Source organism: Conexibacter woesei Iso977N (genome assembly GCF_000424625.1).
GTDB classification, from domain to species: Bacteria; Actinomycetota; Thermoleophilia; order Solirubrobacterales; family Solirubrobacteraceae; genus Baekduia; species Baekduia woesei_A.
Genome location: NZ_AUKG01000003.1, coordinates 65,581 through 78,262 on the forward strand (window position 1 = coordinate 65,581; position 12,682 = coordinate 78,262).

Consider the following 12,682-nt stretch of genomic DNA (forward strand, 5'->3'; position numbering starts at 1 on the left):
TACTCTGGACGCGGGATGCCTGAGCTGCCCGAGGTCGAGATCACGGCGCGGCGCCTGAGCGAGGCGCTCGCGGGGGCGACGATCGAGTCGACGATGGCGCCTGGGATCAACGCGCTGAAGACGTTCGACCCGCCGCTGCACGCGCTCGACGGGCGCCAGATCGAGGGCGTCCGGCGGATCGGCAAGCACCTGGTCATCGACATCTCCGGCGACCTGCACGTGCTCTGCCACCTGATGAGCGCGGGCCGCTTGCAGTTGTATGACAAGCGCGCGTCGATGCGCGACCGGACCTCGCGGCTGCTGCTGCGGGTCGACGGCGGCAACGGCGAGCGCGAGCTGCGGCTGCGCGAGTTCGGCACCAAGCAGGCGGCGTGGGTGAAGGTCCTGACGCCCGAGGGCCTGGCGAGCGACGACGCGGTCGCGACGCTCGGGCCGGAGGCGTGGCCGGATCCGCCGGCCGACCTCGCGGCGCTGCTGAAGCCGGTCGGCGCGCGGCCGCTGCAGGCCGCGCTGCGCGACCAGAGGGTCATCACCGGCATCGGGCGCTCGTGGGTCGACGAGATCCTCTGGACCGCGAGGCTCTCGCCGTTCAAGCGCGCCAACGACCTGAGCGCGGAGGAGGCCGGAGCGCTCCGGGACGCGATCCTGGAGCGGCTCGGCGGGGCGATCGACCACTACGAGGAGCTCGTCCACCTCCCGATCCCGGACAAGCTGCCGCTGCCGCTGCAGGTCCACCGCCACGCGGGCGAGGCGTGCCCGCGCTGCGGCACGACGATCGAGGCGGTGCACTACGAGGACTACGTCCTCTGCTACTGCCCGCACGACCAGACCGGCGACCGCGTGCTGAAGGATCGCCGGCTGTCGCGGTTGCTCAAGTAGCGGGCTTCGGGAACCCGGGGCGGTCGCGCAGCGGCGCGAGGTCGGCGTCGCCGGCCGCCCAGGTGGCGATCTGCTCGCGCTCGTCGCTCGCCAGCGCGCGCTCCAGCTGCGCCATCGCCTCGTCGAGGCGGCCGTCGCGCGCGAGGAAGCACGCGAGCGAGTAGTGGATCCGGGGGTTGCCGTCGTGCTCGGGGAGCGCCTCGCGGACAATGTCGACCGCGCTGCCGTAGTCGCCACGGCCGGCCGGGCCCTCGGCCGCGAAGTAGTACTCCCACGGCGAGATCTCATAGGCCTTGCCCGGCTCGCCGCCGACGGCGACGACGATCGTCCCGTCCTGCGCGGCCACCGCGCCGCGGCGCACCGCCGGGTCCGGGAGGAAGACCAAGGCGCCCGCGGGCACGTCGAACGACTGGCCGCCGACCGTGAACCGGGCGGCGCCCGCGACCACCAGGTAGACCTCCTCGTGGCCGCCGCTGCCCGACGACGACACCTCGTCGTGCTCCTCGATCACCTCCGCGCCGGCCGCGGCGGCGTAGGCGTTCATCCCGAACGCGCGGATCCCGAGCGTGCGGCGCAGCGGCCTCCACCGCAGCTCGCCGCCGTTGACGGGGATCTCCTCGATCTCGTCCAGCCTGACCACTCGATGGCTCGCGCTCATGCCAGAGACCTATCATGAAGGCCATGGGCAAGATCAAGGAAGGGACGCCGGCTCCGGACTTCGAGCTTCCCGACCAGAACGGGGAGCCCGTCCGGCTGTCGAGCTTCCGCGGCAGGACCGTCGTGTTGTACTTCTACCCCAAGGCCAACACGCCCGGGTGCACGACGCAGGCCTGCGGGATCCGGGACCACCTCCCGGACTTCAGCGACGCCGGCGCGGTCGTCCTCGGCGTCAGCCCGGACCCGGTCAAGGCCGTCAAGAAGTTCGCCGACAAGCAGCACCTCAACTTCGAGCTGCTCGCCGACGAGCACCACGAGGTCTGCGAGGCCTTCGGCGTCTGGGTCGAGAAGTCCATGTACGGCAAGACCTTCTGGGGCGCCAAGCGCGCGACGTTCATCATCGACGCCGAAGGCACCGTCCGCCGCGCCTTCAAGGCCAACCCCGAGACCCACGACCAAGACGTCCTGACCGCCCTCTCCGAGCTGGCGACCGCGGCCTAGCGGCACCGTGGACGCGCGGGAGACCGCCGCGTGGTGGACGGCGCGCGGCGAGGTCGAGCTGGGTCAGCTCCTGTACTGGCGCTGGGACCCGATCGGGCTCAACGACGTGTTCCCGAACACGGCCGGCGAGTACGACGACTACGCCTGGCCGCTGGCGCAGCTGGCGATCGACGGCGCCGGCCCCGACGCGATCGCCGAGTCGCTCCACCACATCGAATGCGACTCGATCGGCCTGTCGCCGCATCCCTCCCGCACCGAGGAGCACCGCCACGAGGTGGCCGAGGCGATCCTGTACTGGTACCAGGCGTCGATCGACCGCTGGGCGACGGATCGCGACCCGTCGCTGCGCTGGGTCCGGCGCAGCGCGAAGCCGGGGCGCGCGGGCACCGAGCTGACGTTCGAGTCCGCCGGCAGCGGCACGATGACGTTCCGGACCCCGGGCGGCGGCAGCCTCACGATCACGGTGACCGGGGACGCGCTGGAGGCGATCGGCACGCCCGACCTGCGCTGGGCGGTCGTCCGCTTCACGACGGCGACCTTCGAGCTGGCCGCCCGCAAGGGCGATCCGCCGCGCCCGGTCGACCTGGCCTAGCCGAGCGGCTTGACCCAGCGGCGCCAGTCGTCCTGGCGCTCGTAGCCGGCTGATGTCCAGAGGGACGCGCCGAGGTCGTTGGCATCGAGGACCATCGCGTCGACCCGCGTGGCGCCGAGCGCCGTGAAGCGGGTGTGCGCCGCATCGAGGAGCGTCCCGCCGATGCCGCGGCGGCGGTGGTCCGGGTGGACGGCGAGGCGGTAGAGGTGGAAGCGCCAGCCGTCCCACCCGGCGATCAGCGAGCCGATGATCGCGCCGCTGTCCTCCACGGCCAGCAGCAGCGCGTCCGGGTCGCGCTCCACGAGCGCCTCGACCATCTCGCGCCGGTCGCTCGGCCGCCCGTCGTTCTCGGCGGCGACTGCCCACAGCGCCATCACGGCGTCGATGTCGTCAACTACTCCGGAGCGCAGCCGCATCGCCGCGCATCCTCGCACGCGGCATCTGAGGGCTAAACCACCAAGCGCCGCATACGATCTTCCGGCACGAGTTGCTCGAGGATCTGGAAGATCTTCGAGCCGAACTCGACCGCCTCGCTCAGGTGCTGCTGACGCGCCTCTCGGTCTCGGAACGCGGCCATCAACACGGCTTCTTCCTGTTGGACCGTCGCCAGAAAGCTCTCGTACGCGACGCCAAGTTGTCCTAGCAGATGGTCTGCTGTGCCGTTCCGGCCTGCAAGCGTCTCAAACCGCTCCATCGGCGTCATCAGGCACAGCTCCACCACTCGCTCATGCTCCACTGGCGGGGGCTCGCAGGCGAGGTGGGCGACCATGGAGAAGCAGGTCGCGAGGCGGCTGAACTTCAACTTGTAGTTCTTGAGTAGGCTCTTCGCTCGGGCGTCCTCGGCCGCTTGGCCTTCGAGGCCCTGGGTGGCCGTGAATCGGTCGTGCTCGTAGTTCAGCGTCAGCGTGCGCCAGAACCGCAGGATGTCGTTGGTGAGGAACGTCGGCACGAAGTCATCCTCGTGCCCTGTGTGATCGCGGAAGTAGAAGGCTGTCACACGCTCGATCAGCCGTCGGTAGCGCGACTCGTCCGAGATCGGTTGGCTCTCGAGCAGAAGCAACATCCGAGCAGTGAAGGCGTTGGTCGAGTCGTCGTCGCGGCTACCGAGTACGCGTTCCATCGCGTTGACGTCGAGGCTCTCCAGGTACTTGCCGTCGCCGGAGAACGGCGGGAACCTCATCTCTGCGGTCGTCTCGATCAACCGTCCGGCAAGGCGAAGGAACGTGAGGTACGACACCGCCTCCGTGTCCTCGTAGATGAAGAACAGATCGATGTCCGAGCCCGGCCAAGCTTCCAGTCGGCCATACGAGCCGGTGGCGTAGATGCACAGCTTGGCGCTGTCGAGCATCTCCTTGAGATCGTCGAGCCCTGCCGCGAGCTCGTCAAGACGCCGTCTGGAGTAGGCCTGACGAGGCTCCGGTTGCTGCATCTTGCGGATCCTAAACCAACCTTGATCGGTCAAGTGGCGGGTTAAGGCCAGGCGAACATATGTTCCCTGAAAAAGCGGTACGATCCTCGGGTGACGCCCCGGACCGACCTCTATATCTCGGCAGACGTCGAGACGGACGGTCCTATTCCCGGGCCGTACTCGCTGCTCTCGTTTGGTCTTTGTGTGGCTGGTACCTATGACGGCTCGACGTTCCGCCGGGTTGATCCACAGCAGAGCACGTTCTACGCAGAACTGAAGCCGATCTCGTCTGAGTGGCAACCAGAGGCGATGCGGGTCAACGGACTGGACCGCGATCGCCTCAGCACGTGGGGTCGCGAGCCGGCGGCCGCAATGACCGAAGCCGCGCAGTGGGTCCTGGACGTTGCACGCGAGCATCGCCCGGTGCTGGTCGCCTACCCGGTGGCCTTCGATTGGGCGTTCCTTTACTGGTACTTCGTGCGTTACGCGAAGGACGGCTCGCCGTTCGGCTACTCGTCGTGTCTCGACATCCGAACTCTGTACCAAGCTCGGGCGCATACGGTGCATGACGAGTCCGGAAAGGCGAAGATGCCGGCGTTCTTGCTTCCTGCCCGCCCGCACACACATAATGCCCTTGATGATGCTGTGGAGCAGGCCGAGCTCTTCAGCAACGTGTTTGCATGGACGTTGTCGGCCGATCAACCGCCTACCCGACGAGCGCATGTCCAATAACTCGCCTCAGCAGCCTTCACCGCCCATCGCAACCGCGCCATCGTGGCTCACGCCGTTGCTTCCCTCATCTGTCGTCAGGAAGTAGCTCGCCGACGGGGCAAGGCGAGGCCTGACAGGATCCCTGCCATGTCACGCCGCGAAGAGCTCGAGGCCCTCGGCTCCAAGGAGCTGCACGACCGCGCAGTGCACCGGGCCGAGCGCCACCTGGACGTCAGGTTCCTGTGGGGCCTGATGAAGCTGGTCCCCGCCGCCGAGGCGGCCGCGGGCCAGGTCGACCAGGGCGACTTCGACATCAACCACTGGTCCGGCCAGGTCGCCGACACGTTCCGCGACGACGACACCGCGCTGTCGGACGCGCTGCGCCCGGTCTACATCGACTACCTGGAGAAGCACGAAGACGGCTGACCTGTCCGCCTGCGCCAACAGCGCTCAGGAATCCCGCACCCCTGCCGACCACCTCCAGAGAACGGTGGCAACCCCCAAGGGACCAAGGGACAGGGACTCTTCCGCATGACGACGCAGGTGGCCGAGCGGTACCGACTGGTAACGCGCTCCGATTTCGACGGGCTGGTGTGCGCAGCGCTCCTCAAGGAGCTGGGCATCCTCGACGACATCCTGTTCGTCCATCCCAAGGACATGCAGGACGGCAAGGTCGAGCTGACCGACCGCGACATCACGACCAACCTGCCCTACGTCCCGGGCGTGCACCTGTCGTTCGACCACCACGACTCGGAGCTCATCCGCGTCGAGGAGTCGCCCGAGAACCACGTGATCGTCGCCGGCGCCAAGTCCGCCGCGCGCGTCGTGTACCGCTACTTCGGCGGGGCCGACGTCTTCACCGCCGTCGGCGAGGACATCATGATGGCCGTCGACAAGGCCGACGCCGCGGACTTCTCGCGCGACGACATCCTCGAGCCGCAGGGCTGGGACTACATCTCGTTCCTGATGGACCCGCGCACCGGCCTCGGCCGCTTCCGCGACTTCAGGATCTCCAACTACCAGCTGATGATGCAGCTGATCGACGACATCACCACGAAGTCGATCGACGAGATCCTCGCCTGCCCCGACGTCGCCGAGCGCGTCGACCTCTACCGCGAGCACGCCGACGCGGCGATCGACCAGGTCGCCCGCTGCGGCACCCAGCACGGCAACCTCGTCGTCCTGGACATGCGCGACGAGGACACGATCTACGCGACCAACCGCTTCACGGTCTACGCGCTGTGGCCCCAGTGCAACATCTCGATCCACGTCCTGTGGGGCCTGCGCCAGCAGAACACGGTCTTCGCGACCGGCAAGTCGATCCTGGACCGCTCCTCGAAGACCGACGTCGGCGAGCTGATGCTGCGCTACGGCGGCGGCGGGCACGAGGCGGCCGGCACCTGCCAGGTCGGCAACGACGACGCCCCGCGCGTCCTCGGCGAGCTGATCGCCACCATCAACGCCGACGGCTGAGCGCCGCTCAGCGGTTTGCGCCGCTAGAGTCCGGCGCCATGCCGGAGGTCCGCCCGGTTCAACACCATGATGTTGATGCTCTGACGCAGGCGCTGACGCGCGCGTTCGCCGACGACCCCGTCACCCGCTGGGTCTACGGCGGCGAGCCCGCGACGTCGCGCTGGTCGGAGCGCTTCTTCGCCTGGCAGCTGCGGCGGCTGCTGCCGCAGGACGTCTCCTGGACCACCGACGACGGCGCCGGCGGCGCCGCGCTGTGGGCGCTGCCCGACCAGTGGCGCGAGTCGGCGCGCGAGACGCTCGGGCTCGTGCGCGTGACGTTCCGCGGCGTCCTGCCGCGCCTGCCCCGGATCCTGCGCGGCCTCGGCCAGGTCGAGGTCCGCCACCCGTCGGAGCGCCACCTCTACCTCGCGGTCCTCGGCGTCGACCCATCCCGCCAGGGCCAGGGCGTCGGCTCCCAGCTGATCCGCGCCGGCCTCGACCTCTGCGACCGCGAGCACCTGCCCGCCTACCTGGAGACCGGCAAGGAGCAGAACCTCGCCTTCTACGGCCGCCACGGCTTCACGGTCGTCGACCGCCTGGAGCTGCCGAAGGGGCCACCGGTCTGGTTCCTGTGGCGGGAGCCAGGTGTGCGTAAGCTGCCAAATTTGGCTTCTTAGGCCTTGAAACAGCCCTTTGCGTGTCATTTTTGGCGGGTTGCGAGATGGTTACGTGGAGTCATGGTAAGATGCCATATATGGCACGGTAGGCCCGAATTTGGCCTGTAATACGTCATGTTTGGCACGTTGTGAGGATTGACCGCTACACCTCTGATGACGCGGTGCTCACCGAGCTCGGTGAGCGCCTCAAGCGCGCGCGCCTCGCCCGCAACGTCACGCAGGACGCGCTCGCGACGGAGGCCGGCGTCGGCCTCCGCACGATCGCGCGCATCGAAGACGGCGAGTCGACCTCCGTGGTCAACCTCGTGCGCGTGCTGCGCGTGCTCGGGCTCCTCGACGCGCTCGACGCGCTGATCCCGGCGAACACGATCAACCCGTTCACCGAGAGGGCGCAGACCGGGAGGGTCCGCCGGCGCGCGTCGGCGCCCGGCGCGAGCAGGCCGGGCGCGTCGGGCGGCAGGTGGGTCTGGGGTGACGAGACCGGTGAGCGGTCATGAGCCCGACGCGTGCCGAGGTCTGGCTCTGGGGAACGCGGATCGGCGCGGTCGTGCTGCCCGACGGCGGGCAGCACGCGACGTTCGCCTACGACCCGGACTTCGTGCCCAGCGGCATCCAGCTCGCGCCGCTGATGATGCCGCTGCGGACCGACCCCTACAGCTTCCCGGCGCTGGCGCCCGAGAGCTTCCACGGGCTGCCGGGGATGCTCGCCGACGCGCTCCCGGATCGCTACGGCAACGTCCTGATCGACGCGTGGCTGGCCGAGCAGGGCCGCCGCCCGGAGAGCTTCAACGCCGTCGAGCGCCTCTGCTACACGGGCAGCCGCGGCATGGGCGCGCTCGAGTTCCGGCCGGCCGCCGGCCCCGACCGCGGCGCGAGCACGGCGATCGACATCACCGCGCTGGTCCAGCTCGCCTCCGAGGTGCTGAGCGACCGCAAGCGCCTCTCGGCCTCCTTCGACGGCGAGTCGCGCGAGGACGCGATGCGCGACATCCTGCGCGTCGGGACGTCGGCAGGCGGCGCGCGGGCCAAGGCGGTGATCGCCTGGAACCCGGAGACCGGCGCGGTCCGCTCGGGCCAGGCGGCGGTCCCGCCGGGCTTCGAGCACTGGCTGCTGAAGTTCGACGGCGTCGCCGAGAACCGGGACCGCGAGCTGGCCGATCCCAAGGGCTATGGGTTGGTCGAGTACGCCTACGCCAAGCTCGCGGCGCGCGCGGGCATCACGATGAGCGAGTGCCGGATCATGGCTGAGCACGACCGCCATCACTTCATGACGCGGCGCTTCGACCGGACCGCAGACGGCGACAAGCTGCACCTCCAATCGCTCGCCGCGCTGCGCCACTTCGACTTCCGCTCGCCCGCCGCCTACTCCTACGAGCAGGCGCTGCTGATGATCCGCGAGCTGGGGCTCGGGCAGGCGACGATCGAGGAGCAGTTCCGGCGCATGGTGTTCAACGTGGTCGCCCGCAACCAGGACGACCACGTCAAGAACATCGCTTTCCTGATGGATCGGGCGGGGCAGTGGTCGCTGTCACCCGCCTTCGACGTCATGTGGGCCTTCAACCCCACCGGCGACTGGACCTCGCAGCATCAGATGTCGCTCAACGGCAAGCGCGACGGGTTCGCGCTCGCCGACCTCGACGCGGTGGCGAGCACGGCGGCGATGAGGCGTGGGCGCGCCGCCGAGATCCACGCCGAGGTCCGGGAAGCGGTTGCCGCCTGGCCGGAGGTCGCGGCCGAGGTCGGCGTCCCCGACGCGATGAGCGCGCGGATCGCGCAGACGCACCGGCTGGCGCTGGCGCCCGGCTAGCTTGTAGGGCGTGACCCCCACGTTCCCCGCCGCCGTCGTGTTCGACAACGATGGCCTGCTGCTCGACACCGAAGAGGCCTGGACCCGGGCTGAGACGACGTTGTTCGCCAACCATGGCTCGACGTTCACGTACGACCACAAGCGGGAGCTGATCGGGTCGTCGCACTCGATCGCCGCGGGCAAGTTGGAGGTCATGCTCGAGCAGCCGGGCAGGGGCGAGGACCTGATGAACGAGCTGCACGCGCTGGTCATGGACGAGGCGCAACACGACATCGAGCCGCGCCCCGGCGCGCTGGAGCTGGTGGACGCCCTGCGCGACGCGGGCATCCCGATCGCGGTCGCGTCGAACTCGCAGCGGGCGTTCCTGGACCTGGTCCTCCACACCGCGGGCGTCGCGGATCGCTTCGCGATCACGGTCGCCGGCGACGAGGTCCCGCGCCCCAAGCCCTGGCCGGACATCTACCTCGAAGCCTGCGCGCGCCTGGACGCCGACCCGGCCCGCTCGTTCGGCCTCGAGGACTCCCCGACCGGCGCGACCGCCGCCAAGGCCGCGGGCCTGACCGTCATCGGCGTCCCGTACCTCGCCGACATCGAGCTGCCGATGGCGGACATCACCGCGACCGCGCTCAACGACGCCGCGGTCTTCGAGGCGATCGGCCTCGTACTCTCCCCGGAGTGACCCCGGACCCCGGAGCGCAGCTGATCACCGCCGGCGTCGGGGACTTCTTCGACGCCGCCGGCCAGTTCTTCTCCAACCTGGCCGACATCCGCTGGGGCGCGCTCGCGCTCGGCCTGCTCTGCTTCGGGACCTACCTCACGATCCGCAGCCGCGCCTTCTACAACGTCCTGCGCGCCGCGTACCCGACCGAGAACGTCCCGTTCAAGCGGATCTGGGGCGCCTACATCGCCGCCTACGGCTTCAACAACGTGGTGCCCGCGCGCGGCGGCGACGTCATCAAGGCGTTCCTGGTCAAGTCGTCGATCCCGAACTCGACCTACCCCGCGATCGCCGCCGCGTTCTTCGTCGAAGCGGGCTTCGACGCCTCGATGGGCGTCTTCATCCTCATCTTCGCGTTCACGCAGGGCGTCTTCCCCAAGCCGCCGGACTTCTCCAAGCTCCACGCATTCGACCTGTCGTTCTTCGCGTCGCACCCGCGCTTCCTGCTGTTCGTCATGACCGCGCTGGCGATCGCCGGCCTCGCCGCGTTCGCGCTGCTGTCGACCAAGGTGAAGGCCTTCTGGGCGCGCGTGCGCCAGGGCCTGACGATCATCTTCGACAGGCGTCGGTACTTCAAAGAGGTCTGGCTCGTCCAGTTCGGCGCGTGGCTGTTCCGGTTCACCGCGTTCTGGTTCCTGCTCGACGCGTTCCACATCGGTGGCTCGGTCAAGAACGTGCTGTTGGTCCTCGGCGTCAACGCGGTCGCAGCGGTCGTGCCGTTCACGCCCGGCGGCGCCGGCGTCCAGCAGGCGTTCCTGGTCAAGGTGTTCGCCGGGACCGCCACCGGCGCGACCGTCGCGGCGTACTCCGTCGGCCAGCAGATCGCGATCGCCGCGTTCAGCCTCGGCGTCGGGTTCGTTGCGCTCGTGACGATCTTCAGGTTCCGCTCCTTCAAGGAGGTCATCGCCGCCGGCAAGGCCTCACGCGCGGCTGAGCGCGACGCCGAGAACGCTCCGCAAGAGCCGGTCGGCAGCGGGCTACAGTAAGTCCATGGAAGGCTTTGGCGGACTTTTCGGCGACCCTGACGAGCTCCAGAAGCGCATGGCGGAGTTCGCCGACCAGATGCAGGGTCAGCAGCGCCTCGCGTGGGCCGACAACGCGATCGGCCTCGCGGTGCAGATGACGGTCGCGGCGGTCAACCGCGTCAACATCCAGGGCACCACGCAGGAGCAGGCGGAGCAGATCCGGGCGGTCATGGCGACCGTGTTCCCGGAGGCCGTGACGCTCGTGCGCGAAGCACGCCAAGGCCTGCAATAAGCGGCCGAGCGCCGCGCCATCTAGGATCCCCCGCGTGGCGCAGCTCTCGTCCCAACAGCTGATCTGGCGCGGCCGCGTCGAGGCCGGCCTGCGCCTTGCGGCGCCGGTGCTGGATCTCGTCCTCGTGGCCGGCGACAAGATCTCCCGCACCGTGGATCGCGACGAGCCGGAGCTGCTGATGCCCGGCCGCCTCGGCCACGACCACCAGCGCTCGCTGACCGATGGCCGCGACTGATCCCGGGGACGACCTGGCGGTCACCCCGGCCCAGGTCGTCGAACACGAGGCGAGGCGGCGTCCGCGCACCGGGCTGATCGCGCTGGTCGCGGCGATCGTCACGGTCATCGCGAACGTCCTTCAGACGTCGATCTTCAGCGACCTGCCGAAGGTCACGCCGATCGACGCGCTGCGCGAGACCGCCGGCGAGTCGCTGGGCGCGGGCCGCACCGGCCTCGCCAGCGAGCAGGCGCTGTACCTGCACCACCACGCCTCCGGCCTCGTCATCGCGACGATCCTGCAGGCGCTCGTCTACTTCGCGCTCGGCTACATCCTGCTCGAGCTGCTGCGGATGACGCTCGACCGCGCCGGCAAGGTCGCGCGGCCGACGCGGATCCTGGTCTACGTCGGGTCGGTCCTCGCCGGCGTCGGCGCGCTCGCCCGGATCATCGGGCTGGTCAGGAACGCCGCGGACTTCGCGTCCTCCGACCACCAGACGACCGCGGCCGCCCACGACGTCGTGCGCAACGGCAGCCTGCTCGTCGGCGGGACGCTCGTCGGCCAGCTCGGCCTGTTCGCGCTCGCCGCCGCGATCGTGCTCGTGGCGCTGGCCGCGATGCGCGTCGGGCTGCTGCCGCGCTTCGTCGGGATCCTCGGCGCGATCGTCGGCGTCCTGCAGATCCTCGGCCCGCTGTCGGCGCTGTCGTTCGTCGTCACCGCGTTCTGGCTGGCGATGCTCGGCGCGATGATGCTCGGCCGCTGGCCCGGCGGGATGCCGCCCGCGTGGGACGCGGGCGAGGCGGTGCCGTGGCCGAGCCCGCAGGAGGTCCGCGAGCAGCGCGACGCCGCGCGCGGGGAGCGGGGCGGCGGCGGTGGCTTCGGTGGCGGTGGCTTCGGGCGGCGCGGCCGACCGAGGGCGGAGCTGCCGGAGCCCGTGAGCAACGGGAACGGCAACGGCGCCTCGGCGCCCGCGACCGAGACGCCCTCGCCGGCGACGTCGGCGCGCAAGAAGCGCAAGCGCCGCGGCTGACGTCCGCGTAACCCTCCGGACAGGGCCGGGAGGCTTCACCTTACGCCGCTACGGGAACACTTCTGACCAACTGGTCAGGTTCCTGAAAGGAGCGTCCCAACATGGAGGCCTCGGCGGCCGATGCCCCGCGGTTCACCCGGTCCGAGCGTGCCGACGGACGGGAGGCCGTCGCACCCCAGGATCTGTCGTTCGTCCCGACGCCGATCGCCGACCCGGCCCCGCTGGGGCTGGCCGCGTTCGCGCTGACGACGTTCGTCCTCAGCATGTTCAACGCCAACCTGATCGGCGCGGGCGGAGAGCCCGTCGTGCTCGGGGTGGCGCTCGCCTACGGCGGCCTGGCGCAGTTCATGGCCGGCATGTGGGAGTTCCGCAACGGCAACACGTTCGGCGCGACCGCGTTCACGTCCTACGGCGGCTTCTGGCTCTCGTTCGCCGCGCTGGTGATCTGGTTCGAGAAGGACATCCCCGCGGCCGACGTCGGCCACGCGGTCGGGCTCTACCTGATCGCCTGGGGCATCTTCACGACCTACATGTTCATCCCGTCGATGCGCGTGTCGGCCGCGGTGGCGCTCGTGTTCGGGCTGCTGGCCGTGACGTTCTTCCTGCTCGGCATCGGCAACGCCGGTGGACACCAGAACATCGTGCACATCGGTGGCTGGGTGGGCTTGGCGACGGCGGCTGCCGCGTGGTATGCCTCGTTCGCCGGGGTCGCCAACGCGACGTTCAAGCGGACGGTGCTCCCGGTCAAACCCCTCAACTAGACGAAGAAGGACACCAAC

General features: G+C 69.7%; 18 protein-coding genes. 15 read left to right on the plus strand and 3 right to left on the minus strand.

The window, feature by feature from the left end; translation table 11 throughout:
* The first annotated feature begins 15 nt into the window (after positions 1–15).
* A complete protein-coding gene (locus H030_RS0121785; RefSeq protein WP_027007680.1) occupies positions 16–879 on the plus strand; it encodes a DNA-formamidopyrimidine glycosylase family protein in 864 nt (287 codons plus the stop codon).
* Here the strand turns inward: H030_RS0121785 and H030_RS0121790 are convergent.
* A complete protein-coding gene (locus tag H030_RS0121790) occupies positions 872–1,537 on the minus strand; it encodes a TPR end-of-group domain-containing protein (RefSeq protein ID WP_155892208.1) in 666 nt (221 codons plus the stop codon). The genes H030_RS0121785 and H030_RS0121790 overlap by 8 nt on opposite strands.
* Before the next feature lie 23 nt (positions 1,538–1,560).
* Here H030_RS0121790 and bcp point away from each other — a divergent pair, with 23 nt between their 5' ends.
* A complete protein-coding gene (gene bcp, locus H030_RS0121795) occupies positions 1,561–2,037 on the plus strand; it encodes a thioredoxin-dependent thiol peroxidase (RefSeq protein ID WP_027007682.1) in 477 nt (158 codons plus the stop codon).
* Between the two features lie 7 nt (positions 2,038–2,044).
* Positions 2,045–2,629 (plus strand): hypothetical protein, encoded by a 585-nt coding sequence (locus tag H030_RS0121800; protein ID WP_027007683.1) that lies wholly within the window; start codon positions 2,045–2,047, stop codon positions 2,627–2,629.
* Here the strand turns inward: H030_RS0121800 and H030_RS0121805 are convergent.
* Together H030_RS0121805 and H030_RS0121810 are read right to left on the minus strand one after the other, a co-directional pair.
* Positions 2,626–3,063: a GNAT family N-acetyltransferase gene (locus H030_RS0121805; RefSeq protein WP_231398515.1), complete on the minus strand. Its 438-nt coding sequence runs from the start codon at positions 3,061–3,063 to the stop codon at positions 2,626–2,628. The two genes, H030_RS0121800 and H030_RS0121805, sit on opposite strands and share 4 nt — an antisense overlap.
* 14 nt (positions 3,064–3,077) lie before the next feature.
* Positions 3,078–4,058, minus strand: a complete 981-nt coding sequence (locus tag H030_RS0121810) for a DUF294 nucleotidyltransferase-like domain-containing protein (protein WP_027007685.1) — start codon at positions 4,056–4,058, stop codon at positions 3,078–3,080.
* A 90-nt stretch (positions 4,059–4,148) separates the two neighbouring features.
* Between H030_RS0121810 and H030_RS34235 the strand changes: the two genes are divergently transcribed.
* From H030_RS34235 to H030_RS0121870, 12 genes are all read left to right on the plus strand, one after another.
* Positions 4,149–4,769: a 3'-5' exonuclease gene (locus H030_RS34235; protein WP_035129254.1), complete on the plus strand. Its 621-nt coding sequence runs from the start codon at positions 4,149–4,151 to the stop codon at positions 4,767–4,769.
* Between the two features lie 126 nt (positions 4,770–4,895).
* Positions 4,896–5,174 carry a hypothetical protein gene (locus tag H030_RS0121820; protein WP_027007686.1) on the plus strand — a complete coding sequence of 93 codons (279 nt, stop codon included), beginning with the start codon at positions 4,896–4,898 and terminating at the stop codon, positions 5,172–5,174.
* Positions 5,175–5,279: 105 nt separating this feature from the next.
* Positions 5,280–6,221 carry an exopolyphosphatase gene (locus tag H030_RS0121825; RefSeq protein WP_027007687.1) on the plus strand — a complete coding sequence of 314 codons (942 nt, stop codon included), beginning with the start codon at positions 5,280–5,282 and terminating at the stop codon, positions 6,219–6,221.
* A gap of 38 nt (positions 6,222–6,259) precedes the next feature.
* Positions 6,260–6,877, plus strand: coding sequence for a GNAT family N-acetyltransferase (locus H030_RS0121830; protein WP_027007688.1), 618 nt, complete (start codon positions 6,260–6,262; stop codon positions 6,875–6,877).
* A 161-nt stretch (positions 6,878–7,038) separates the two neighbouring features.
* Complete coding sequence (locus H030_RS34240) at positions 7,039–7,374, plus strand: helix-turn-helix transcriptional regulator (RefSeq protein ID WP_051223444.1); 336 nt, start codon at positions 7,039–7,041, stop codon at positions 7,372–7,374.
* Positions 7,371–8,684 (plus strand): type II toxin-antitoxin system HipA family toxin, encoded by a 1,314-nt coding sequence (locus tag H030_RS0121840; protein WP_027007689.1) that lies wholly within the window; start codon positions 7,371–7,373, stop codon positions 8,682–8,684. Before H030_RS34240 ends, H030_RS0121840 begins: the two co-directional genes overlap by 4 nt.
* A 10-nt stretch (positions 8,685–8,694) precedes the next feature.
* The gene (locus H030_RS34245) at positions 8,695–9,363 is read left to right on the plus strand and encodes an HAD family hydrolase (RefSeq protein WP_035129256.1); all 669 of its coding nucleotides are present in this window, start codon (positions 8,695–8,697) and stop codon (positions 9,361–9,363) included.
* Complete coding sequence (locus H030_RS34250; protein WP_051223446.1) at positions 9,360–10,388, plus strand: lysylphosphatidylglycerol synthase transmembrane domain-containing protein; 1,029 nt, start codon at positions 9,360–9,362, stop codon at positions 10,386–10,388. Before H030_RS34245 ends, H030_RS34250 begins: the two co-directional genes overlap by 4 nt.
* A 4-nt stretch (positions 10,389–10,392) precedes the next feature.
* Positions 10,393–10,659: a hypothetical protein gene (locus H030_RS0121855; RefSeq protein WP_027007690.1), complete on the plus strand. Its 267-nt coding sequence runs from the start codon at positions 10,393–10,395 to the stop codon at positions 10,657–10,659.
* A gap of 34 nt (positions 10,660–10,693) precedes the next feature.
* On the plus strand, positions 10,694–10,894 hold the full coding sequence (locus H030_RS0121860; protein ID WP_027007691.1) for a hypothetical protein: 201 nt from the start codon (positions 10,694–10,696) through the stop codon (positions 10,892–10,894).
* Positions 10,881–11,903 carry a hypothetical protein gene (locus H030_RS0121865; RefSeq protein WP_027007692.1) on the plus strand — a complete coding sequence of 341 codons (1,023 nt, stop codon included), beginning with the start codon at positions 10,881–10,883 and terminating at the stop codon, positions 11,901–11,903. The genes H030_RS0121860 and H030_RS0121865 overlap by 14 nt, the downstream gene beginning before the upstream one ends.
* Before the next feature lie 101 nt (positions 11,904–12,004).
* Positions 12,005–12,664 carry an acetate uptake transporter gene (locus tag H030_RS0121870; protein ID WP_035129257.1) on the plus strand — a complete coding sequence of 220 codons (660 nt, stop codon included), beginning with the start codon at positions 12,005–12,007 and terminating at the stop codon, positions 12,662–12,664.
* Positions 12,665–12,682 lie beyond the last annotated feature (18 nt).

Excerpts from the sequence above, each read along its gene's own strand:
- H030_RS0121785 (WP_027007680.1), top strand. The coding sequence starts at position 16 with ATGCCTGAGCTGCCCGAGGTCGAGATCACGGCGCGGCGCCTGAGCGAG.
- H030_RS0121790 (WP_155892208.1), bottom strand. The coding sequence starts at position 1,537 with ATGAGCGCGAGCCATCGAGTGGTCAGGCTGGACGAGATCGAGGAGATC.
- bcp (WP_027007682.1), top strand. The coding sequence starts at position 1,561 with ATGGGCAAGATCAAGGAAGGGACGCCGGCTCCGGACTTCGAGCTTCCC.
- H030_RS0121810 (WP_027007685.1), bottom strand. The coding sequence starts at position 4,058 with ATGCAGCAACCGGAGCCTCGTCAGGCCTACTCCAGACGGCGTCTTGAC.
- H030_RS0121820 (WP_027007686.1), top strand. The coding sequence starts at position 4,896 with ATGTCACGCCGCGAAGAGCTCGAGGCCCTCGGCTCCAAGGAGCTGCAC.
- H030_RS0121825 (WP_027007687.1), top strand. The coding sequence starts at position 5,280 with ATGACGACGCAGGTGGCCGAGCGGTACCGACTGGTAACGCGCTCCGAT.
- H030_RS0121830 (WP_027007688.1), top strand. The coding sequence starts at position 6,260 with ATGCCGGAGGTCCGCCCGGTTCAACACCATGATGTTGATGCTCTGACG.
- H030_RS0121840 (WP_027007689.1), top strand. The coding sequence starts at position 7,371 with ATGAGCCCGACGCGTGCCGAGGTCTGGCTCTGGGGAACGCGGATCGGC.
- H030_RS0121855 (WP_027007690.1), top strand. The coding sequence starts at position 10,393 with ATGGAAGGCTTTGGCGGACTTTTCGGCGACCCTGACGAGCTCCAGAAG.
- H030_RS0121865 (WP_027007692.1), top strand. The coding sequence starts at position 10,881 with ATGGCCGCGACTGATCCCGGGGACGACCTGGCGGTCACCCCGGCCCAG.
- H030_RS0121870 (WP_035129257.1), top strand. The coding sequence starts at position 12,005 with ATGGAGGCCTCGGCGGCCGATGCCCCGCGGTTCACCCGGTCCGAGCGT.